The 20524-nt window shown below is 70.5% G+C and carries 21 protein-coding genes; 8 read left to right on the top strand and 13 right to left on the bottom strand.

All coding sequences use genetic code 11. The annotated features are described in order from the left end of the window. The first annotated feature begins 5 nt into the window (after positions 1 to 5). Positions 6 to 632, top strand: coding sequence for an SMI1/KNR4 family protein (locus IE272_RS20775; protein ID WP_190007469.1), 627 nt, complete (start codon positions 6 to 8; stop codon positions 630 to 632). Positions 633 to 866: 234 nt separating this feature from the next. Here the strand turns inward: IE272_RS20775 and IE272_RS20770 are convergent, their stop codons facing one another. Further along, positions 867 to 1004, bottom strand: coding sequence for a hypothetical protein (locus tag IE272_RS20770; RefSeq protein WP_007451679.1), 138 nt, complete (start codon positions 1002 to 1004; stop codon positions 867 to 869). 190 nt (positions 1005 to 1194) lie between these two features. Between IE272_RS20770 and IE272_RS20765 the strand changes: the two genes are divergently transcribed. Further along, the gene (locus IE272_RS20765) at positions 1195 to 2304 is read left to right on the top strand and encodes an NYN domain-containing protein (RefSeq protein WP_190007467.1); all 1110 of its coding nucleotides are present in this window, start codon (positions 1195 to 1197) and stop codon (positions 2302 to 2304) included. A gap of 26 nt (positions 2305 to 2330) precedes the next feature. On the opposite strand, the gene IE272_RS20760 is transcribed toward IE272_RS20765, so the two are convergent. Next, positions 2331 to 2786, bottom strand: coding sequence for a VOC family protein (locus IE272_RS20760; protein WP_050361004.1), 456 nt, complete (start codon positions 2784 to 2786; stop codon positions 2331 to 2333). Between the two features lie 22 nt (positions 2787 to 2808). Here IE272_RS20760 and IE272_RS20755 point away from each other — a divergent pair, with 22 nt between their 5' ends. Further along, the gene (locus IE272_RS20755; RefSeq protein ID WP_373304183.1) at positions 2809 to 3525 is read left to right on the top strand and encodes a CGNR zinc finger domain-containing protein; all 717 of its coding nucleotides are present in this window, start codon (positions 2809 to 2811) and stop codon (positions 3523 to 3525) included. Positions 3526 to 4316: 791 nt separating this feature from the next. Beyond that, the gene (locus tag IE272_RS20750; RefSeq protein ID WP_050361002.1) at positions 4317 to 4652 is read left to right on the top strand and encodes a MerR family transcriptional regulator; all 336 of its coding nucleotides are present in this window, start codon (positions 4317 to 4319) and stop codon (positions 4650 to 4652) included. Positions 4653 to 4745: 93 nt separating this feature from the next. Here IE272_RS20750 and IE272_RS20745 read toward each other — a convergent pair whose 3' ends face one another. Together IE272_RS20745 and IE272_RS20740 are read right to left on the bottom strand one after the other, a co-directional pair. Continuing rightward, positions 4746 to 5816, bottom strand: a complete 1071-nt coding sequence (locus IE272_RS20745; RefSeq protein WP_190007465.1) for a CU044_5270 family protein — start codon at positions 5814 to 5816, stop codon at positions 4746 to 4748. Then, a complete protein-coding gene (locus IE272_RS20740) occupies positions 5813 to 6445 on the bottom strand; it encodes an RNA polymerase sigma factor (RefSeq protein ID WP_190007650.1) in 633 nt (210 codons plus the stop codon). Before IE272_RS20740 ends, IE272_RS20745 begins: the two co-directional genes overlap by 4 nt. Positions 6446 to 6956: 511 nt before the next feature. Between IE272_RS20740 and IE272_RS20735 the strand changes: the two genes are divergently transcribed. The 3 genes from IE272_RS20735 (at position 6957) to IE272_RS20725 (ending at position 9618) form a co-directional block, all read left to right on the top strand. Next, the gene (locus IE272_RS20735; RefSeq protein ID WP_050361000.1) at positions 6957 to 7160 is read left to right on the top strand and encodes a cold-shock protein; all 204 of its coding nucleotides are present in this window, start codon (positions 6957 to 6959) and stop codon (positions 7158 to 7160) included. A gap of 323 nt (positions 7161 to 7483) precedes the next feature. Further along, positions 7484 to 9001 carry a DEAD/DEAH box helicase gene (locus IE272_RS20730; protein WP_098891855.1) on the top strand — a complete coding sequence of 506 codons (1518 nt, stop codon included), beginning with the start codon at positions 7484 to 7486 and terminating at the stop codon, positions 8999 to 9001. 317 nt (positions 9002 to 9318) lie between these two features. After that, positions 9319 to 9618 carry an SCO5918 family protein gene (locus IE272_RS20725; protein ID WP_190007463.1) on the top strand — a complete coding sequence of 100 codons (300 nt, stop codon included), beginning with the start codon at positions 9319 to 9321 and terminating at the stop codon, positions 9616 to 9618. Between the two features lie 134 nt (positions 9619 to 9752). Here the strand turns inward: IE272_RS20725 and IE272_RS20720 are convergent, their stop codons facing one another. From IE272_RS20720 to IE272_RS20700, 5 genes are all read right to left on the bottom strand, one after another. Next, positions 9753 to 10112: a hypothetical protein gene (locus tag IE272_RS20720; RefSeq protein WP_050360997.1), complete on the bottom strand. Its 360-nt coding sequence runs from the start codon at positions 10110 to 10112 to the stop codon at positions 9753 to 9755. Between the two features lie 71 nt (positions 10113 to 10183). After that, positions 10184 to 10687, bottom strand: coding sequence for a hypothetical protein (locus IE272_RS20715; RefSeq protein WP_190007461.1), 504 nt, complete (start codon positions 10685 to 10687; stop codon positions 10184 to 10186). Between the two features lie 19 nt (positions 10688 to 10706). Next, entirely contained in the window at positions 10707 to 12365 is a 1659-nt protein-coding gene (locus IE272_RS20710; RefSeq protein WP_190007459.1) for an FAD-dependent oxidoreductase, read from the bottom strand. Positions 12366 to 12432: 67 nt separating this feature from the next. Continuing rightward, positions 12433 to 13458, bottom strand: a complete 1026-nt coding sequence (gene rarD / locus IE272_RS20705; RefSeq protein ID WP_190007457.1) for an EamA family transporter RarD — start codon at positions 13456 to 13458, stop codon at positions 12433 to 12435. 138 nt (positions 13459 to 13596) lie between these two features. After that, a complete protein-coding gene (locus tag IE272_RS20700) occupies positions 13597 to 14457 on the bottom strand; it encodes an SDR family oxidoreductase (RefSeq protein ID WP_056701230.1) in 861 nt (286 codons plus the stop codon). A 198-nt stretch (positions 14458 to 14655) separates the two neighbouring features. Between IE272_RS20700 and IE272_RS20695 the strand changes: the two genes are divergently transcribed. Beyond that, positions 14656 to 14991 (top strand): winged helix-turn-helix transcriptional regulator, encoded by a 336-nt coding sequence (locus IE272_RS20695; protein WP_190007648.1) that lies wholly within the window; start codon positions 14656 to 14658, stop codon positions 14989 to 14991. Positions 14992 to 15049: 58 nt separating this feature from the next. Here IE272_RS20695 and IE272_RS20690 read toward each other — a convergent pair whose 3' ends face one another. The 4 genes from IE272_RS20690 to IE272_RS20675 form a co-directional block, all read right to left on the bottom strand. Then, complete coding sequence (locus tag IE272_RS20690) at positions 15050 to 16123, bottom strand: 2-oxoacid:ferredoxin oxidoreductase subunit beta (protein WP_050360992.1); 1074 nt, start codon at positions 16121 to 16123, stop codon at positions 15050 to 15052. Then, entirely contained in the window at positions 16116 to 18080 is a 1965-nt protein-coding gene (locus tag IE272_RS20685) for a 2-oxoacid:acceptor oxidoreductase subunit alpha (protein ID WP_050360991.1), read from the bottom strand. The genes IE272_RS20690 and IE272_RS20685 overlap by 8 nt, the downstream gene beginning before the upstream one ends. 389 nt (positions 18081 to 18469) lie before the next feature. Continuing rightward, positions 18470 to 19129, bottom strand: coding sequence for a response regulator transcription factor (locus IE272_RS20680; RefSeq protein WP_032791991.1), 660 nt, complete (start codon positions 19127 to 19129; stop codon positions 18470 to 18472). Between the two features lie 399 nt (positions 19130 to 19528). Next, on the bottom strand, positions 19529 to 20524 hold a 996-nt coding region (locus IE272_RS20675), incomplete at its 5' end, for a sensor histidine kinase (protein ID WP_190007454.1).

The raw sequence follows: 20524 nt of genomic DNA, 5'->3' as shown, positions 1-20524 counted from the left end.
TCACCATGAGCGGCATGAGTGAGACAACTGCGCCTGAAGAGAATGAAGTTGCCGGTGTTCTGGCCACGCCGGAGGAGTGGCGTGTCTTTCTAAAGCGATACGGCGAGCTGTACGTGAAGGTCCGTGCCGACGATGACGAGTTGGTCGATCTGCTGGACGACGACCAGCTGGAGGCTCTGGATCAAGGGGAGCGGGTCGAGCTGTGGTTGGGTGAAGCCCCTGCTCGGGAGGAAGCTCTGGTGGCATCCGAGGAGCGGCTCGGAGTGCGGTTCCCACCGAGCCTGCGGGGATTCTTCCTGGCTAGCGACGGATGGACGCACCTGGATGCCTGGGTGGACGGTGTCCATTCCTGTGGTTCCGTCGTGTGGATGCGGGACAGCGAGGCCGGCGGACGCGTGACCGACACCTACGACTCGATACCCGGCAACGAGGACGATGTTCAGTTGTTTCGCCGGTCCATCGAGATCGCCCGGGGAGAGGACTTCTGGCTGCTCGATCCGACCGACGTCGGGCCGGACGGTGAGTGGGCCGCCTACGAGTTCGCACCGAAGTACGGCAACCCGACGAAGTACTCCAGCTTCTCCGCGTTGATCCGCTCCGGGTACGAGAGTATGGAGGAGGACGAGGGCTGAGTTGGTTCGTCGGCCTCCACGCCCACATCAGGAGTGATACGGGGGTGACGGCCGCTTCGTAGGACTGGGCGGTTGAAGCACGTTCCACGACGTTGCGGTGCTTGTAGCCCTCACAGTCGAGGTCGAGGTCGGCTGCCGCGGAGGCCCCGCCGGGCCCGGTTGCTCACCTGGTCAGCCCGCTCGGGAATCGTGTGTGGGGCCGTCCCGGTCCGATCCGGGGCACAACGACGCTGCCTAGCGCCGCTTGCGGCCGACGGCGTTCCGCAGACCGCCGGTCAGCGTGCCGACGCCGGTGCGCAGGCCGATGTAGTCCAGGGCGCTGCCCACACCGCGAGCAGCCCACCTGAACGCTCTGACCAGCTGTTCGTCCATCGCGTCGTTCTCTCCCTCGGCCGTACGTCGTCTTCCTGTATGACGCATCTACCGTGGGGGAGGTTGCTCCGACCGGGTTCGTCGCAGACATCTCTGCCGATCGGCAGATGTGCGGGGCCGCCCCGCACGGAAGCCTTGGTTTCCGACAACAGACGCCGCTCCGCGTGCGAGCGGGGACCAGGGGGCCACCATGCCGAACACCGTCACCGAAACGCCGCCCGGTGGGGCGACCTCGCCGCCGGCCGCCGTGGACCGCCACCGGCGCTGGTGGTCCGGCTGGCCGGACCGGTCCGTATACCTGGCGATCGTATGGTCGGCGCTCTACGGGGCGGCGTCGCTGTACTGGGCGCTCGGCGGGGACGGTTACCCCTTCGAGCGGGTCCACGAGGACCGGTCCTCCGGATCGATCCTGGAGCCGAGCCGGGCCGAGGCCGTCGCCCCGGTGCTGGCCCTGTTCTGCGCCCTCGGGGTGGTCGCCGGCGTCCTGATGCTGAAGAACCTCGGGACCGGCCGGGTCCGCAAGGCCCTGCTCGCCTACGGGTGGGTGGCCGGCGTCGCCCTGACGCTCCTGATACCCGACTACTCGCTGCTGGGCCTGCTGGCGTTCTCGCCGGCGCTGCTCGTGTTCGTCTTCACCGGGGTGCCGGGGCCGCAGGACATGGGCGACATCATGTACTGGCACCGCGGGAACCTGATGATCGTCTTCATCGGCGGGCTGCTGTGGGTCGCCGCGACGCTCGCGTACCAGCGGCGCACCAACGGGCAGTGCGTGTACTGCGGCCGGGCCCCGCACGCGCCCGGCCGCTGGACCGACGCCGTCAGGCTGCGCACCTGGGGGCGGCGGGCGGTCTGGCTGGCCGTGCTCTCGACCCTCCCGTACGACATCACCCGCATCGCCTGGTACTTCGGCTGGCCGCTCGGCATCACCGACGAGTTCCTCAAGGAGATGCAGGACACGCCCCACATGCTGGAGATCGGGCTCGCGCTGGGCGTGGTGTCGACCCTGGGCAGCCTGCTGATGCACGGGCTGATCGCCAGGTGGGGCGAGGTGTGGCCGCGCTGGGTGTGGTGGAAGAAGGGGCGGACGATCCACCCGGCGACCGCCGTCGTACCGGCCGGATTCGTCGCGGTCGTGCTCATCCCGGGCGGCCTGATGGCGGTGCGTGGGTTCGAGCTGACCTCGTGGGGGGAGACCGGTCCCGCGATCCTGTGGGCGGTCTGGGGTGTTGCCCTGGGCGCCGCCACCTACCTGTACTACCTGCGCCGCCGGGGTGTCTGCCGCATGTGCGCCCAGGGCTGACGAGCACTCGGTACACCCCCGGAGCGTCAGCTGAGGCAGAACTCGTTGTCCTCGGGGTCCGCCATGAGGACCCAGCTCCCGCCCTGCTCGTCGTACGTGCGCAGCACCCGCGCACCCAGCCCCACCAGCCGCTCCTGCTGCGCGTCGCGCTGCCCCGGTGCGGAGTGCACATCGATGTGGAGGCGGTTCTTCACCGTCTTCGGCTCCGGAACCCGCTGGAACAGCAGCCGCCGCCCCTGCCCCGTACCGCTGACCTCGTCGTACGGGTCGTCCGGATGCCGGGCCGCCGCGAGGTCGAGCCAGGCGCGGCGGCCGTGGGCGTGGGTCGTGATGGCCTCCGGTACGGCTCCGGCCGCGAGCAGCTGCTCGACCAGCGGGCTGTTGTCCTCGACGAGATAGCCCAGGGCCGCCGCCCAGAATCCGGCCTGTGCGTGCGGGTCGGCGCTGTCGATCACGAGCTTCCAGGACAGTGTCTGTGTCATGGAAACCGTTTATAGTGGTTACATGAGCGAAAAGGCAACGGACACGCCGGAGCGACCCCAGCGGGCCGACCGGCCGGGGCGACAGGAGCCCTCCGGGCTGTTGCTGCGGCATCCGGACGGCAGTTCGTTCCGGTTCGATCCGGGCGCGCTGTGTCTGGAGCTGCTGCCGACCGGGGGCCCGGGCCCCTTGGCGTACTTCGAGGTGCTGCACGAGCCGGCCGACCTGGTGCGCTGGGCGGAGGAGAGTCGGCTGCCGGACGGGCTCGGCCCGGGCGGCGGGCCCGGTTCGGGTGCGCGCGGTGGGCGCGGTTCAGGTCCGGGTCCCGCGCTGGTCGTGAGTGCGGGGGAGGTGGCGGACGCGCGTGAGCTGCGGGATGCGTTGTGGCGGCTGGCGGAGGGCCACGTGGAGGGGGCTCCGCCCGGCCCGGACGACCTCGCCACCCTCAACGACGCGGCGGCGCACCCGCCCCTGGTGGCCCGGTTGACCGCGGGCGGTGACCGGGAGTGGGCACCCGGGGGTACCGGAGCCGGGCTGCTGTCCACCGTCGCTCGCGATGCGGTCGAGCTGTTCACCGGGGCGTTCGCCCACCGGATCCGCACGTGCGGCGCGCACGGCTGCCGCCTGCTGTTCGTCGACACCTCCCGCCCCGGCAGGCGGCGCTGGTGCTCGATGGAGCGCTGCGGCAACCGCCACAAGGTCCGGGCCCACCGTGCCCGGCTCACCGCCGCCGACGAGTGAAGAGGGGGCTGTGTCCGTCACGTGGTCGGCGCCGACTGTCTCTGTGCATGGGGCACGAAAATCTGTGTTCGCCAGAGTAGACATTGGGGGGTGCTGTGGTTATGGTTTCTCTCGTAGCCCAGAGAGACAGCAGGGCCCGGCAGAGACGAACTGCCGGGCAGCAGTGCAGCAGTTGCCGTTCGAAGAACGGTGCGGTGGCGGAGTTTCGAAGCCAGGGTTGTTGCAGGACGGCGACGGGGCTGGCGACCGCACCGGGTGGCCCGCAGTGATCAGGGGCCGCCGTCAGCGGGACCGCGATTCGCGCGGGAGCAGTACCCGCAAGTGCAGTACCCAGCAGTGAAGTGAAGTGAGCAGCACCTCGGTGAAGGCGTCGGCTGCGGGCGCGCGCATCGGGAGGTTCGGCAGCGGGGTTCCAAGCCGGAGCAGACGCAGGATGGGCGACGGGGCTGGCTGTCGAAGAGTGGTGCTGTCACAGGCCACGGAGCAGTACGCAGGAATGCAGTACCAGCAGTAGGTAAGTGATTGATCCCAGAGGGAAGAACGGAGGGGCGAGGCGCCATCAGGATCGCCCGGGCGGAGTCGTGAGCCCGGGTACCGCAGGACATCGATAGTGAGGTGGTCTCCGGTCAAGCAACCGCGATCCCCGCAATCCCGGCGAATTTCAGGTCGGGTCAGCGGAAACAGAAGGTCGGCGCAGTAACCAGGGCCGACGGATGGTGTTAGCAGTTCCTTCGGGGCCCGAGTGCCGCACGGCACTCGGGCCCCTCCACGCGTTCCACAGAGAGGTGCAAATGACAGCAGGCGACTCGTTCGGACGTCTCGATGACGACGACTATCCCGCCTACACCATGGGCCGGGCCGCCGAGATGCTCGGTACCACGCAGGGCTTTCTCCGAGCCATCGGTGAAGCCCGCCTCATCACCCCGCTGCGTTCAGAGGGCGGGCATCGCCGCTACTCCCGCTACCAGCTGCGCATCGCCGCACGTGCCCGGGAGCTCGTCGACCAGGGCACCCCCATCGAGGCCGCCTGCCGCATCGTCATCCTCGAGGACCAGCTCGAAGAAGCCCAGCGCATCAACGCCGAATACCGCAAAGCCGCATCGGAGAACCCGACGAACGCAGGCTGAGGTGGCGTCCCGCCCGTCCGGCCCGCCGGCCTCGGTCCGCATCCTGTCGCCCGGAACTGCGAGGTGATCGGTCAGCGAAGACGCGCAGAGCGATCAGCCGGCCTGCTGCTTTCCGGTGGACCCGGGTGCCTTGCCCGGCACCTGTCCGGCCTTGTCGACGATGGCGTGGTCGATCTCGGCAGTGCTGTGGAGGAGGGCCCCGGCCTTCGCGTACGGGGCGTCCTTCGTCCGGTACACGCGAGAACCGAGGAAGGAGTAGTCGTCCTTGTCGAAAACCCATTCGGTGCGGTTGCCGTGTGCGGTGTCCTCGCGGGCGATGCCGAGGCCCGTGCGCCCTATGGCGTCCTTGGCATCCGGTGCCTCCTCGACGCCCGGGATGTCCGCCGCCGCACGGTAGAGGGCCGCGGCCGTCTCCGGCGGCAGCACCCCGCCGAGCAGGACGCCGATCTGCTCGAAGACGATCTGGTCGGTTTCCTGCTCGGCGTCCTTCCGGACGTGAGCTCGGAGGTAGGCCAGAAGTTCGTCCGGGTCGGTGGGCAGCGAGGCGAGCCAGCGGTAGGTGGGGCGGGACAGTCCGGCTGGGGTGCCATGGTCGTCCCCGAGCTGGGCGTTACTGACCTCATCCTTGCCGTTGACCCGGGTCAGCCCGATCTTTTTGAGGGGGCGCGGGTCCTGCGGCGCCCAGCCCTCCGTCTCGGTCAGCGGGCTCAGTACGGCCTTTCCGCTGCCGATCTCGGCCTCCCGAACCTTGGAACGGGTGTAGAGGAACTGGTCGTCCCGCACGACGGGCGCCTCACGCGTGAGCGCGACGGTCGAGAGGCGGTGGAGAAGGCCGTCCGTGCCCTGGGTGGCCGTCGCCCTCGCCGTCCGGTCCTCGTCGTCCGTGCCGAGGGCGAGGCCGCCCGCGAGGATTCCGGCCAGTGCCATCGCCGACACAGGGACGAGGAGGGCGGGGCGCAGGAGTCGGCTGGTGGGGCGGGGGGTGGGTTGAGCCGGACTGACACGACGGGAGTCGGCGTCGATGTGGTTCATCAGGACTTCCTTCTGGTGACGGAATCGCTCGGGCGGCAGGTCCTCGGTCACCGGAGGGGGAAGCAGCCGGGCCAGGTGCCGGGCTTCGCCGTCGTTCCCGTTCTCAGGAGAGGCGGCGTCTTCGCGGTTCATGGGGTTTCCTCCCGCACGGGCTGGGCCGCGATTGCGGCTGCATTCCTTACCTCTCCGTGGACTCCCACGGGTTCCAGGTTTCTTCGCGGGCGTTCCGCACGTTCTGTCTGTTCCGCGATCCGGGCGAGTTTTCTGCGGGCGCGGGAGAGACGGGAGCGCACCGTGCCCACCGGGATGCCGAGCGCGTCGGCGGTCTGCTCGTAGTCCAGTCCGGACCACACGCACAGGGAGAGCACCTCCCTCTCCTGGCGCCGCAGTTGACCCAAGGCCGCCGAGACGGCGCGCAGACGGCTCCGGTCGTCCAGCCGGGACGCTGCCTCCGCCGAGAAGTCCGCCATGGTCGCTGGCGGTGGCTGACGGGCCAGGAAGGCCAGTCGTCGCCGCAGCCCCCGCCGGGTGTTCTCACACTTGTGCGTGGCGATGCCGAGGAGCCAGGGCAGCGCTGAACCCCGGCCCTCCTCCAACCGCTCTCTGCCCTGCCAGGCGGCCAGGAAGGTGTCCGCCATGATGTCCTCGGCAGTCGACCAGTCACCCGTCAGCCGCAGCGCGTGACGGTAGACGGCATGGGCGCAGCTCTCGAACAACTCGGCGAAGGCTTCGCGGTCTCCCGAGTGCAGGCGCCGGCGCATCTCGTTCTCCGCGGTCTCCGGGGCCTTGGCGCCCAGGGTGCCGTCGGAGCCCTGGGGATTCTCCGGGGTCTTCGATTCTGGTGGTTCCCTCACACCCGGTATCTCTCCGCGACCTTGCGCCCGTTCCTGTGACCTGTGCCACAGCTTCTCGCGGAAGGGCAGGCGGCGGGGCTGCTGTGTCGTCCGCCCGGATGAGCGTACGGGCCGCGCGTGACGGGGCGGGGCCGGTGTCTATCTATGGCCGCGGGACGAGAATTAAATGTTTCGCGCGGACAGTGTGTTTAACGCAGCGAACAGAGTGGAGTATTCAACTGTACGAGGGGCCGCTACCGCATGCTACTGTCGATCTCAGTTGCAGTCGTGGTTCCCAAAAACTTCGACGCTTTCTCCGGCCGCTTTAGCCGCAGGGAGCGTTTTGTATTTCCGGTCATTCTCCGGTCGGGGCATCATCGCGGCGACCCGGTATCCGTGGATTGCGGGTCCCGGCGTACTGCCCCAGAGGAGATATGACATGGCGTCCGGCACTGTGAAGTGGTTCAACGCGGCCAAGGGTTTCGGCTTCATCGAGCAGGACGGCGGCGGCCCCGATGTGTTCGCCCACTTCTCGAACATTGCGTCCCAGGGCTTCCGTGAGCTGCTCGAAGGCCAGAAGGTGACCTTCGACATCGCGGCGGGCCAGAAGGGCCCGACGGCCGAGAACATCGTTCCGGTCTGACGCTGACGCGTACTTCGTAGCTGGGGCCCGCATCCCTCGGGGTGCGGGCCCCAGCTGCGGGCATTCCCCGGGGCTTTCGCCCGTGGGGGCGATGCCCGCAGATCCCTCTCCAGAAATACGGGCCTCTTCGGAGCTGTACCCGTAGACGCCCTGGTTCTTCCCTGCCCGCGTGACGTCGCCCATTCCATCACCTGTACGTGCGCCCGATGCGCCGCAGGTCATGTCTGATTTCGCATTTCGGTCGGTCCGTTTCTTGCGATTCCCCGCGCTGTTCTTCTGCTGCGAGAATTCCTTGATGCGTACCGTGTCAAGGAAGGTTCTGAATGAACCCCTCACGTACGAACAACCGCTCCGCACGTGCCCGCAGCCGTACGGGCAGTCCTGCTTTCGGCTCCGATGCCGGTGCGCACCGGAGCAACCGCTCCGGCTCGCCGTCGCCGCGCCGTTCCGGGGGGCCGAGCCGTCAGGGCGGCCACGGCCGGCGGCCCGCGGCCTCGGGCGAGTTCGCCCTGCCGAAGACCATCACCCCCGCGCTGCCCGCCGTCGAGGCGTTCGCCGATCTCGACTTGCCCGAGGGGCTGCTGGCCTCTCTCACCGCACAGGGCATGCGCGTTCCGTTCCCGATTCAGGGCGCGACCCTGCCCAACACCCTCGGGGGCCGCGACGTCCTCGGACGCGGGCGCACCGGCTCGGGCAAGACCCTCGCCTTCGGCCTGGCCCTGCTGGCCCGCACCGCCGGACAGCGAGCCGAGGCCGGTCAGCCGCTGGCCCTGATCCTCGTGCCGACGCGTGAGCTGGCACAGCAGGTGACCGACGCTCTCACTCCCTACGCCCGCTCGGTCAGGCTGCGTCTGACCACCGTCGTCGGCGGAATGCCGATCGGCAGGCAGGTCAACGCACTGCGGCGGGGCGCCGAAGTCGTCGTCGCGACGCCGGGGCGCCTCAAGGACCTCATCGACCGGGGCGACTGCCGCCTGAACCAGGTCGCGATCACCGTCCTGGACGAGGCCGACCAGATGGCCGACATGGGCTTCATGCCCCAGGTCACCGCGCTCCTGGACCAGGTGCGCCCCGAGGGCCAGCGGATGTTGTTCTCCGCCACCCTCGACCGCAACGTCGATCTCCTGGTCCGCCGCTACCTCACTGACCCGGTGGTCCACTCCGTCGACCCGTCCGCAGGCGCGGTCACCACGATGGAGCACCACGTCCTGCACGTCCAGGGCGCCGACAAGCACCGGACGACGACGCGGATCGCGGCGCGCGAAGGCAGGGTGATCATGTTCCTGGACACCAAGCACGCCGTCGACCGGCTGACGCAGGACCTGCTGAACAGCGGGGTACGGGCGGCTGCCCTGCACGGCGGGAAGTCGCAGCCGCAGCGCACCCGGACCCTGGCCCAGTTCAAGACCGGCCACGTCACCGTTCTCGTCGCGACGAACGTCGCGGCACGCGGCATCCACGTCGACAACCTCGACCTCGTCGTCAACGTCGACCCGCCGACCGACCACAAGGACTACCTGCACCGCGGCGGACGCACCGCGCGGGCCGGCGAGTCCGGCAGCGTCGTCACCCTGGTCACCCCCAACCAGCGCCGCGACATGACCCGACTCATGGCTGCCGCGGGCATCGCTCCCCGGACCACCCCGGTCCACTCCGGGGAAGAGGCGCTCAGCCTGATCACCGGCGCCCGGACACCCTCCGGCATCCCCGTGACGATCACCGCGCCGGTGGCCGCGCGGCGTGAGCGCAGCCGCAGCACGGGCTCCCGCGGCCGACGCAGCCCCGCCTCGGCCGCACGGCGCGTGGGCGCACAACAGTCCGCATTCGACGCGGCAGCCTAAGGGCTGTCCCGCAATTCCCGGCGGACGCACGACGACAGCTACGGCACCTCGCCGCGTTGTCGGAACATCCGCATACATCCAGTATGCGGACGTCCCTCCGCCTTGCGACGCACCGCATCTGACGCCGCGCGCTGATCCACCGGGAATTGCGGGACAGCCCTTAGGGCCTTTCTTGAAGTGCCGTCTGCCGTGCGCCGACCGGCGGCTCGTCGTACTGGTCATCGACGAGCACGGCAGCGCGCCGGCCGCCCTCGCCCCGGCCCGCTGAACCGCCTCACCGCCACAGCACCATCCCCTTCCACCACCTGTGAGGCACCATGCGCTGTGTCATCGCCCGCTTCCCGTTCGACCTCGTCCTGGAAACCATGAAGGGCGTCAAGCCCGAACAGGTCATCGGCGCGTCCGTGATCATCGGCCGTCGCACCTACCCGATCAAGCAGGTCGGGCAGGTCATCACCCGTCAGGACCGCCGCGACTTCAGCGCCGGTGAAGTCCTCCGGGCCATGACGCGGCTCGGCTTCACCTGCCCCGGCCTCCCGCGCGACGTCGCGGCCAAGCGCGCCGTCGGCGCGTTCCAACAGGCTTCCACTCTGCTGGGCGCCTCTGCCGCCGTCTGACCGGCGGGCAGGCGTGAGCCGCCACCAGAACAACCGTGCGCCCGCCACCAGAAAATAGTGCGAGCCCGACCGGCAGGCGCCGGCCGGGCCCTCGCCGCGTACCGAGGTCAGTCGGCGCGCGCAGCGGTGTGCTTTCAGCGGTCGGAGTAGCTGAAGTCGCCCATGGTCCAGGCGCTGACGTCGTCGATCGCCACGCGGTACATCCCGCCCGTCTCCGGGATCCCCACCGTGCCCTGCAGAATCCGCGCCACATGGAAGTGCAGATGCGTGGGCGTTTTCTCCACGGGCGGTGGGGCGGTGAAGACGGCGGAGAATTCGCTCAGGCGGGCCGAGTCGGCCAGGACCTCCGACACTCGTTGCCTCCAGACCGCTTCGGGAGCCAGCCGTCCGGTGATGACAGCACCACCGGCGACCACGGTCAGAGTCATCTGATTGCTGTGCCCGGACTCCACCAGAGCAGCGATATCAACAAGCAGTTCGTCAGGCTTCGACATAGGGCCAACTTTATGCACCGTCGGCCGGTCCGATCGAGGGGTGTGCCATCACCGGCGTCGGCACCGCCGGATCAGTGCGCCTGGGCCGCGTGCGGGGAAAGACCAGCGCACATGGGGCAGACGTGCCGGTCGATCGCGGCCAGCAGACGCGTGGCGGCCGCGCGTACGGTCCGCGCCGGGGAAAGGCCCCCGGCCTCGGGCGTGTCGGGCGCGGCGGCCAGCCGGGCGGCCGTGGCGCGGCCCGCCGCCACCGCGTCGTGCGCGGCGCGGGTCCACGCCGGGTGCTCGGCGTTCCCGGCCGCCAGGATCGTGGCGAGCAGGTCCAGGACGCCCGCCCGGTCCCTGACCGTGTCCGTCGCCGCCAGCTCCCAGAGGAACGGCACCGTCGCCGCCGTCGAGTCGAAGACGGGCGGGGTGCTGATCCAGCGCTCCAGGTCGCTCAGCGCCTCGTCCGAGGTCGGCGCGTCCCCCCACGCGATCCGCGACAGCACGCCGGGAACCTGGGACGCGGAGCCGTACGCGTGCTGCAGCTCGTGCCACCGCACGTTCCTCATGGCCCCCAGGACAGTCCCCATCCGGGCACTCAATCAGCCTTTACCGCACGGCGTCCACCATGCCGGGGGACCGTTCCGCGGACCGGCCCGTTCCGTGGAGCCGGCGCAGATACTCCCGTACGGAACGGGCGTCGTCCGCCGGGGCGAGAACGCCCACGTGGTGGTCGGGTCGCACGACCACGACGGTGCCCGCGCCCGTATCACCGGAGGCTCCCGTTCCGTACGCGGCGGCCGCGTGGCCCGCGTCGTCGACCACCGCTCCCGGCTCCGCCCCGGCATGGTCCTCGTGCGCCGCGTACACCCGGCAGACCCGCACGTCGGCGTCGCCGCCGTACGCGTCCGCCGTCTCGCGCAGGACCGCCGCGCTCCCGGGGCCGAAGCCGAGGACCGTGGTGCGAGGGCCGGCGAAGACGCGGTGCAGCCGGGTCCGTTCCCCGGTCGCGGCGTCGGCGCAGGGGGCGTCCGGGGCGCGGTCCCCGGCGCGCGGGCCGGGCTGCTCGGCCCCCGGCGCCGGGCCCCCGGCGGCCAGGGAGCTCCAGCGGTAGCCGACGCCCAGGCCGGTGGTGTCGGGGGTGATCGCCGCGTCCAGGCCGCCGCCGGGCCGGCGGATCGCCTCCAGGGTGGCCCGCAGCCGCTCCGAGGTGAGGTCCAGGGTCCGGGCGGCCACCGGAAGCCGCTCCTCCTCATAGGTGTCCAGCAGCTCGGCGTCCGCGTGACCGGCGAGCACCAGGCCCAGCTTCCAGCCCAGGTTGAACGCGTCCTGGATGCCGGTGTTCATCCCGAGGCCGCCCGCGATGGCGTGCACGTGCGCCGCGTCGCCCGCGAGGAGGACCCGCCCCGCGCGGAACCGGTCCGCCATCCGTACGTTGACCCGGTACGTCGACAGCAGCTCCGCCCGCGTCAGGGCCCGGCCGGGCAGAGCGGTGTGGTGGGCGAGCAGCCGCCGGAACCCGTCGGCGGTGGGCGCGAGCGGGCGTCCCCGGCCGTCCCGCTCCGGCCCGGCCTGGAACCACCAGCCCGTCCGCGTACCGGGGATCGGGCAGAGCATCACCGCGCCGTCCTCGTCGAACCACTGGTGCCAGCGGGTACGGTCCAGGGCGCCGTCGGCCAGGTCGACATCGCCGCAGACCATCACCTGGTCCTCGGCGGTGGTCCCCTCGAACGTGATCCCGAGCAGCTTCCGTACGGAGCTGTGGGCGCCGTCGCAGCCGACGACGTACCGTGCCCGCCCGGCAGGGCCATCGGCGTACGTGACGTCGACATGGCCCCCGTCGCCCCCGTCCCGCCCCTGCGCCAGGCCCACGACCTCGCGGCCCGGCTCGACGCGTACGCCGTACCCGGCCAGCCGGTCCCGGAGGATCCCCTCCAGGCGCCACTGGGCGATCAGCCACCCCCGGCCGTAGCGGGCGTCCGGGGAAGGTGCGGAGTCCGCCCACGGATCGGCCTCCGCGACCGGGCGGCGGTCGCGGTACTTGAGCATCGGCAGCGGGTCCGAACCGGCGGCGAGCACCTCCTCGGCCACTCCGAGATCGTCGAGGATCTCCAGCGACCGGGGGTTGGGCCCCTTGGCGCGCGAGGTGCGCGGCGGGGCGGGGGACCGGTCCACGACGCGTACGGCCGCGCCGCGCCGGGCCAGATCGCAGGCCAGCACCAGCCCGGTGGGTCCCGCCCCCACGATGAGTACGTCGGTCATGCCCATGCCTCTCCTTCGGTCACGCTTCCCGTCCTTCCAGGACCAGGAAAACGTAACCGAGTTAGAAAAGCAACTAGGTAACCTTTTGTTGTGCGGGGTCCTGAGGCGTGGCCGTCGTGGTCGTCGTGGCTGTCGGGTCCGTGGCCGTGGGGCCCGGGGTCGTGGACGCGGGCGCGCCGGCCGCCGTCGCCAGCAGCTTCAGCGCCAGGACCCGGTTGCGCCGGGCGGTCCGCAGCGCGTCCCAGGTCAGCAGCGACAGGGCCAGCCAGACCAGGGCGAACCCGGCCCACCGCTCGGGCGGCATCGACTCGTCGAAGTACAGGACGCCCAGCCCGAACTGGAAGACCGGGGCCAGATACTGGAGCAGCCCCAGCGTGGACAGCGGCACCCGGACCGCCGCCGCACCGAAGCAGATCAGCGGCACCGCCGTGACGATGCCCGTCGCGGCGAGCAGGAACCCGTGCCCCGTGCCCCCGGCCGTGAACGTCGACTCACCGGTGGCGGCGAGCCAGAGCAGGAAGCCGAGCGCGGGCACGAAGAGCACGGCGGTCTCGGCGGCCAGGGACTCCAGGCCGCCCATGTTCACCTTCTTCTTCGCCAGGCCGTACGTGGCGAAGGAGAACGCCAGCACCAGCGAGACCCAGGGCGGCTTGCCGTACCCGATCGCCAGGACGAGGACGGCGACCAGGCCCGTGGTGACCGCGGCCCACTGGACCGGCCGCAGCCGTTCGCCCAGCAGCAGGACGCCCATGGCGATGGTGACCAGGGGATTGATGAAGTAGCCGAGCGAGGCCTCGACGACGTGGCCGTTGTTCACGGCCCAGATGTAGAGGCCCCAGTTGACCGTGATGGTCGCCGCCGCGACCGATATCAGGCCCAGCTTGCGCCGGTCGCGGACCAGTTCGCCGATCCAGGCCCAGCGGCGTACGACGAGCAGGGCGACGGCGACGACGCCGAGCGACCAGACCATCCGGTGCGCGAGGATCTCGATCGCCCCGGACGGCTTGAGCAGCGGCCAGAACAGCGGGACCAGGCCCCACATCCCGTACGCGCCGATTCCGTACAGCAGGCCTGCCCGCTGTTCGTTCTTCCCCTCCACGTGCCCTCCCGGCCCGCCCGCGTCGGCGGATCCGCCAACGGCACGACGGTAGCGCCGGAAGGGCTCCGTGTCATAGCCGTCTCACGGAAACACTCATGACAGGGTCCTGCGTGACGGGGGCAGGGGGCGTGTCGAGGCTCAGGCGGCGGGCAGGGCGGCGCGCACGGTCTCGGCGAGGGGCGTCGTCGGGCGGCCGATGAGCCGGGCGAGGTCGCCGCTCGTCCCCGCGAGCCGCCCCCGCCCGATCGCCTCGTCCACGTCCACGAGGATCGCGGCGAAGCCCTCGGGCAGTCCCGCGCCGACCAGGACCTCCTGGTGCGCGGCGGCCGGGACGTTCTTGTACGGGATCTCCTCGCCGGTCAGCTCGGACAGCAGCGCGGCGTACTCGGCGAGCGACCAGGCGGTGTCGCCGCTCAGCTCGTAGGCGGTGTTCAGGTGGCCGTCGCCGGTCAGCACGGCGGCCGCCGCGGCGGCGTAGTCGGCCCGGGTGGCGGAGGCGACGCGCCCCTCGCCCGCGTTGGCGAGCACCGCGCGGTGCTCCAGGACCGGGGCCAGGTTGGCGGTGTAGTTCTCGGTGTACCAGCCGTTGCGCAGGAACGTGTACGGCAGCCCGGAGTCGAGGATCAGCTGCTCGGTGGCCTTGTGCTCGTCGGCCAGCGTGAAGTCCGCGTCCGGCCCGCCGAGCACGCCGGTGTACGCGAGCTGCGCGACGCCCGCCGCCTTCGCCGCGTCGATGACCGAGGTGTGCTGCGCCACTCGCTTGCCCACCTCACTGCCGGAGATCAACAGCACCCGGTCGCCGGACCGGAAGGCTCCGGCGAGGGACTCGGGGCGGTCGTAGTCCGCGATGCGCAGCTCCACACCCCGGGCGGCGAGCGCGGCGGCCTTCTCCTTGTCGCGCACGACGGCGACGACCTCGCCGGCCGGGACCGTGGCCAGCAGGGCGTCGACGACGAGGCGGCCGAGGGCGCCAGTGGCTCCGGTGACAACGATGCTCATGAGGGTCTCCGATTTCGGTGGTTCAGTCCGTTTCCGTGATGCGGTTACGACCCTACGGGTAGCGCTAACCATAAGAAAGTACCCACTTTGAAGTAAGGTACTGGCATGACAGAGAGTGCAAGGAGCGCGGAGGGCGCAGAGGTCGCGGACCCGGGTTCGGCCCTGTCTTCGCTCCTGGCCTGGGACGTCAACCAGCCCATGTGCCCGTCCCGGCTGATCCTGGAGCATGTGACGAGCCGCTGGGGCGTCCTCGTACTGGCGGCGCTGCTGGAGCGTTCGTACCGCTTCAGCGAGCTGCGCCGCGCGGTGGGCGGGGTCAGCGAGAAGATGCTGACCCAGACCCTCCGGACGCTGGAACGCGACGGCTTCGTCCACCGGGACGCGAAGCCGGTGATCCCGCCGAGGGTGGACTACTCGCTCACCCCGCTCGGCGTCGAGGCCGCCGAGCAGGTGTGGGCGCTCGCCCGTTGGACCGAACGCCGGGTGGACGCGGTGCGGGCGTCGCGCGAGGCATACGACGGGGCCCGGGCCTGATCTCCGTGAGAGATCGGGCCCGGGCCCCGGGCGGTGCGCGTACGGTCCTCGCTCGGCCTCAGCCGACGACGGTCCAGGTGTCGTTGCCGGCGAGGAGCGAGCCGAGGTCGCCCTTGCCGTTCTGCTCGACGGCGGCGTCGAGCTGGTCGGACATCAGCGTGTCGTAGACGGGCCGTTCGACGCTGCGCAGCACCCCGATGGGGGTGTGGTGCAGGGTGTCCGCGTCGGCGATCCGGGACAGCGCGAACGCCGTCGTGGGCGATTCCGCGTGGGCGTCGTGGACGAGGACCTGCGAGCGGTTCTCCTCCGTGACGGCCACGACCTTCAGATCGCCGGTGGCCGGATCGCGGACGACGCCCTTGGGCTCCTGGGAGCCGAAGAGGATCGGCCGGCCGTGTTCCAGGCGGATGACCGCCTCGGCGGCCTGCTCCTTGTCCTTGAGGACCTCGAAAGCGCCGTCGTTGAAGATGTTGCAGTTCTGGTAGATCTCCACCAGCGCCGTGCCCGAGTGCTCGGCGGCCGCGCGGAGCACGCTGGTGAGGTGCTTGCGGTCGGAGTCGACCGTGCGCGCCACGAACGTCGCCTCCGCGCCGATGGCGAGGGACACCGGATTGAACGGGGCGTCGAGCGACCCCATCGGCGTCGACTTGGTGATCTTGCCCAGCTCGGAGGTCGGGCTGTACTGGCCTTTCGTCAGTCCGTAGATCCGGTTGTTGAAGAGCAGGATCTTGAGGTTGACGTTGCGGCGCAGGGCGTGGATGAGGTGGTTGCCGCCGATGGAGAGGGCGTCGCCGTCGCCGGTGACGACCCAGACCGACAGGTCGCGCCGCGAGGTGGCGAGCCCGGTCGCGATGGAAGGGGCGCGGCCGTGGATGGAGTGCATCCCGTAGGTGTTCATGTAGTACGGGAAGCGGGAGGAGCAGCCGATGCCGGAGACGAAGGTGATGTTCTCCTTCGCGAGGCCCAGCTCCGGCATGAAGCCCTGGACGGCGGCCAGGACGGCGTAGTCGCCGCAGCCGGGGCACCAGCGCACTTCCTGGTCGGACTTGAAGTCCTTCATGGACTGCTTCGCCTCGGCCTTGGGCACCAGTTGCAGCAGCTCGTTGTGGAGCAGTTCGTCGGTGTCAGGCATCGATGGCCTCCTTGAGGGCCGTGGCGAGCTGCTCGGCCTTGAACGGCATTCCGTTGACCTGGTTGTAGCTGTGGGCGTCCACCAGATACTTCGCCCTGAGCAGCATGGCGAGCTGGCCGAGGTTCATCTCGGGGACGACGACCTTGTCGTAGCGCTTCAGCACCTCGCCGAGGTTCTTCGGGAAGGGGTTGAGGTGGCGCAGGTGGGCCTGGGCGATCGGCGCCCCCGCCGCCCGCAGCCGGCGCACCGCCGCGGTGATCGGCCCGTACGTCGATCCCCAGCCGAGCACCAGGGTGCGGGCCCCGGCGGGGTCGTCGACCTGGATGTCGGGGACCTCGATGCCGTCGATCTTGGCCTGGCGGGTGCGGACCATGAAGTCGTGGTTGGCCGGGTCGTAGGAGATGTTGCCCGTGCCGTCCTGCTTCTCGATCCCGCCGATACGGTGCTCCAGGCCCGCCGTCCCCGGGACCGCCCACGGGCGGGCCAGGGTCTGCGGGTCGCGCTTGTAGGGCCAGAACACCTCCGTCCCGTCCGCCAGCGTGTGGTTCGGGCCCGTGGCGAAGGGGGTCTTCAGGTCGGGCAGGGTCGCCGTCTCCGGGATCCGCCACGGCTCGGAGCCGTTGGCGAGATAGCCGTCGGAGAGCAGGAAGACCGGGGTGCGGTAGGTCAGTGCGATCCGGGCCGCGTCGATCGCGGCGTCGAAGCAGTCCGCCGGAGTCTGCGGAGCCACGATCGGAACCGGGGCCTCACCGTTCCTGCCGAACATCGCCTGCAGCAGATCGGCCTGCTCGGTCTTGGTCGGCAGCCCGGTCGACGGTCCGCCCCGCTGGATGTCGATGATCAGCAGCGGCAGCTCCAGGGAGACCGCGAGCCCGATCGTCTCCGACTTCAGCGCCACCCCCGGACCGGATGTCGTCGTGACGCCCAGCGCCCCGCCGAACGCCGCGCCCAGCGCCGCGCCGATCCCGGCGATCTCGTCCTCCGCCTGGAACGTCCGCACACCGAAGTTCTTGTGCCGCGACAGCTCGTGCAGGATGTCCGACGCCGGAGTGATCGGGTACGACCCCAGATACAACGGCAGGTCCGCCAGCTGCCCGGCCGCGATCAGCCCGTAGGACAGGGCCAGGTTCCCCGAAATGTTGCGGTAGGTGCCGGTGGGGAAGGCCTGCGTGGCCGGGGCGACCTCGTAGGAGACCGCGAAGTCCTCGGTCGTCTCACCGAAATTCCACCCTGCCCGGAAGGCCGCCACGTTCGCCTCGGCGATCTGCGGCTTCTTCGCGAACTTCTGCCGCAGGAACGTCTCCGTGCCCTCGGTCGGCCGGTGGTACATCCACGACAGCAGACCCAGCGCGAACATGTTCTTCGACCGCTCCGCCTCCTTGCGGGGCAGCCCGAACTCCTTCAGCGCCTCCAGCGTCAGCGTCGTCAACGGCACCGGATGAACGTTGTAGGCCTCCAGCGAACCGTCCTCCAGCGGACTGGTCGCGTACCCCACCTTCGCCATCGGCCGCTTCGTGAACTCGTCGGTGTTCACAATGATCTCCGCACCGCGCGGCACATCGTCGATGTTCGCCTTCAACGCGGCCGGGTTCATCGCGACCAGGACGTTGGGGGCGTCGCCCGGAGTCAGAATGTCATGATCGGCAAAGTGCAACTGGAAGGAAGAGACCCCCGGCAGGGTGCCTGCGGGGGCGCGGATCTCGGCCGGGAAGTTCGGCAGCGTGGAGAGATCGTTGCCGAAGGAGGCGGTCTCCGAGGTGAACCGGTCACCCGTGAGCTGCATACCGTCACCCGAGTCGCCCGCGAAACGGATGATCACCCGGTCCAGGCGGCGGACTTCCTTCCCGTCGCCGCCCGTGGTTCCCGTCGTACCTGACAGGGGGGCTCGCTGACCCCCGAGGACGGCGTCGTTGGCCTCTTCGGCCTTCTCTGCCGCGCTACTGACCTGGCTCGTCACTGAACTGGACCTCCCTTGGGGCGGCGGTTCGGAACCATCCGGCCAGCCGGCGATCCCAGAGGCCACCCTACGTCCGCGTAAGGGGCTCTCCAGGGATCGATCATATGGTGGACGTTGTTTTGGGACACCCTTTTGGTATGTCTTGTCACCATTTGCCAGCCCCCTGGTCGTGGGATGAAGGTGGCCGCCTCCTGGGTCTTTTGTCCTAAGCCCCCTCGGCCGCCCCGGGCCTCCGTCGGCCCTTCCTTGATCAGGGGTGCCCGTCCGGCGCCCGTCGGACACCCCCTGACCCGCGCTATGACCCCGGAGCGCTCCCGGAGCACTTCCGGCGCATGGCCGCCGGCGGTCCGTGCTCCGCCCGCACCGGTATCTGACAGAGTGTCAGATGTCTAGGAATTCAGGTAGGTCAGCACGGCGAGGACGCGCCGGTGGTCCCCGTCGCTGGGCGAGAGCCCCAGCTTCAGGAAGATATTGCTGACGTGCTTCTCGACCGCCCCGTCACTCACCACGAGCTGCCGGGCGACGGCGGAGTTCGTCCGGCCCTCGGCCATCAGACCCAGGACCTCCCGCTCGCGCGGCGTCAGCCCGGCCAGCACGTCCTGCTTGCGGCTGCGGCCCAGCAACTGCGCCACCACTTCCGGGTCCAGCGCCGTCCCGCCCTGCGCCACCCGGACGACGGCGTCCACGAACTCGCGGACCTCCGCCACCCGGTCCTTCAGCAGATACCCCACCCCGCGGCTGCTGCCCGCCAGCAGCTCGGTGGCGTACTGCTCCTCCACGTACTGGGAGAGGACCAGCACGCCGATGTCCGGGTAGTCCTTCCGCAGCCGCACCGCCGCGCGCACGCCCTCGTCGGTGTGCGTCGGCGGCATCCGCACATCGGCGACCACCACATCGGGAAGCGCCTGCTGGGCGTCGAGGTCCGCCACGGTCTTGAGCAGCGCCTCCGCGTCCCCGACCCCCGCGACCACGTCGTGCCCGAGATCGGTGAGCAGACGGGTGAGCCCCTCCCGGAGCAGGACCGAATCCTCGGCGATGACCACGCGCACCCTGTTCTCCACGTTCTCCACGACTGCGAGTCCCCCACTTGTTCCGAATATGCCGCGTTCCCCGCGACCCCGCACGCACCACGCCCGACCACCGCGCATCGCGCCCCGACCGCACAAGCATCCCAGGACCCGGACACGGATGGGGGCCCTGTGGACAACCCACGCGGACCAGGAGTGCGCCCCCTCGCACGCTCCGGGCACATACGGCCGTACGCCCCGGACGATCACGGCCGTACGCCCCGCCGCCGGACCGAGAGGCCGGGCGAAGGGGCGCACGTACGCGGAGCGACTGAGGTGGGGCTGTAGCCGGGGAGAAGAGGAGAGAGGAGACGGGGAGCAGGGGGAGAGGCAGGAGACAGGAGACAGGGGACAGGGGGAGGCGGTGGCGCCGTGTTCGGGTCAGCCGCGCCAGGGCAGCTCGGCCGTGACCGTCGTCGGGCCGCCGGCCGGGGAGTCGACCAGGAGGACCCCGTCCACGGCGTCCAGCCGCTCCGTCAGCCCCGCCAGGCCGCCGCCCGAGGCCGGCGACGCCCCGCCCCGGCCGTTGTCGGTGACCTGGAGCATCAGCCGGTCGGACGCCCGCCACACGTCGACCGTGGCCCGGGTCGCACGGGCGTGCTTGCTGATGTTCTGGAGCAGCTCCGAGACCGTGAAGTACGCGATGCCCTCGATCGCCTGCGCGGGCCGCGCGTCCAGGTCCACCTCGACCGTCACGGGCACGGTGCAGCGGGAGGCTATCGCGGAGAGCGCGGCGTCCAGGCCCCGGTCGGTGAGGACGGCGGGGTGAATCCCCCGGGCCAGGTCGCGCAGCTCCTGGAGGGCCACCTTCACCTCGCCGTGGGCCTCGTCGACCATGCGGGCGGCGGCCTCGGGGTCGTCGGTGAGCTTCTCCTTCGCCAGGCCCAGATCCATGGCGAGGGCGACCAGACGGGCCTGGGCGCCGTCGTGCAGGTCGCGCTCGATCCGGCGCAGGTCGGCGGCGGCGGTGTCCACGACCACGCCCCGGTCCGACTCCAGCTCGGACACCCGGGTGGCCAGCCGGGACGGGCCCAGCAGACCGGTGACCATCAGCCGGTCCACCGTGAGCAGACCCCGCACGATCCACGGCGCGGCCAGCACGAGTGCCAGGCCCACCGCCCCGGTCACCGCCAGCTCGCCGGGCGAGTCCAGATACTCCTGGTGGTTGCGGTCCCCGTACAGCTGGAGACCGCCCTGCCCCCCGAACACCGGGAAGAGCCAGAACCACAGCGGGTACGTCAGCGCCGCCAGGCCGTACGTCCAGAACGTGATGGCGACGACGAACGTGAACACGGACCACGGGAAGTGCAGCAGCGTGTACAGCAGGTGCCGCCAGGACACCCCGCTCTTGAGGACCGCGCCCATCCAGGACAACGG

Source organism: Streptomyces anulatus, from assembly GCF_014650675.1.
Lineage (GTDB): Bacteria > Actinomycetota > Actinomycetes > Streptomycetales > Streptomycetaceae > Streptomyces > Streptomyces anulatus.
The sequence above is the reverse complement of the archived record's forward strand: the minus strand, read 5'-3'. Positions and strand labels throughout refer to the sequence as shown.

What these genes read in the sequence shown, in the direction of transcription:
- IE272_RS20725 (WP_190007463.1), top strand. Translation starts at nt 9,319, where the DNA reads ATGCGCTGTGTCATCGCCCGCTTCCCGTTCGACCTCGTCCTGGAAACC.
- IE272_RS20690 (WP_050360992.1), bottom strand. Translation starts at nt 16,123, where the DNA reads ATGCCTGACACCGACGAACTGCTCCACAACGAGCTGCTGCAACTGGTG.
- IE272_RS20745 (WP_190007465.1), bottom strand. Translation starts at nt 5,816, where the DNA reads ATGAACCGCGAAGACGCCGCCTCTCCTGAGAACGGGAACGACGGCGAA.
- IE272_RS20695 (WP_190007648.1), top strand. Translation starts at nt 14,656, where the DNA reads ATGTGCCCGTCCCGGCTGATCCTGGAGCATGTGACGAGCCGCTGGGGC.
- IE272_RS20735 (WP_050361000.1), top strand. Translation starts at nt 6,957, where the DNA reads ATGGCGTCCGGCACTGTGAAGTGGTTCAACGCGGCCAAGGGTTTCGGC.
- IE272_RS20730 (WP_098891855.1), top strand. Translation starts at nt 7,484, where the DNA reads ATGAACCCCTCACGTACGAACAACCGCTCCGCACGTGCCCGCAGCCGT.
- IE272_RS20740 (WP_190007650.1), bottom strand. Translation starts at nt 6,445, where the DNA reads ATGCGCCGGCGCCTGCACTCGGGAGACCGCGAAGCCTTCGCCGAGTTG.
- IE272_RS20750 (WP_050361002.1), top strand. Translation starts at nt 4,317, where the DNA reads ATGACAGCAGGCGACTCGTTCGGACGTCTCGATGACGACGACTATCCC.
- IE272_RS20765 (WP_190007467.1), top strand. Translation starts at nt 1,195, where the DNA reads ATGCCGAACACCGTCACCGAAACGCCGCCCGGTGGGGCGACCTCGCCG.
- IE272_RS20755 (WP_373304183.1), top strand. Translation starts at nt 2,809, where the DNA reads ATGAGCGAAAAGGCAACGGACACGCCGGAGCGACCCCAGCGGGCCGAC.
- IE272_RS20770 (WP_007451679.1), bottom strand. Translation starts at nt 1,004, where the DNA reads ATGGACGAACAGCTGGTCAGAGCGTTCAGGTGGGCTGCTCGCGGTGTG.
- IE272_RS20720 (WP_050360997.1), bottom strand. Translation starts at nt 10,112, where the DNA reads ATGTCGAAGCCTGACGAACTGCTTGTTGATATCGCTGCTCTGGTGGAG.
- IE272_RS20710 (WP_190007459.1), bottom strand. Translation starts at nt 12,365, where the DNA reads ATGGGCATGACCGACGTACTCATCGTGGGGGCGGGACCCACCGGGCTG.
- IE272_RS20775 (WP_190007469.1), top strand. Translation starts at nt 6, where the DNA reads ATGAGCGGCATGAGTGAGACAACTGCGCCTGAAGAGAATGAAGTTGCC.
- IE272_RS20760 (WP_050361004.1), bottom strand. Translation starts at nt 2,786, where the DNA reads ATGACACAGACACTGTCCTGGAAGCTCGTGATCGACAGCGCCGACCCG.
- IE272_RS20700 (WP_056701230.1), bottom strand. Translation starts at nt 14,457, where the DNA reads ATGAGCATCGTTGTCACCGGAGCCACTGGCGCCCTCGGCCGCCTCGTC.
- IE272_RS20715 (WP_190007461.1), bottom strand. Translation starts at nt 10,687, where the DNA reads ATGGGGACTGTCCTGGGGGCCATGAGGAACGTGCGGTGGCACGAGCTG.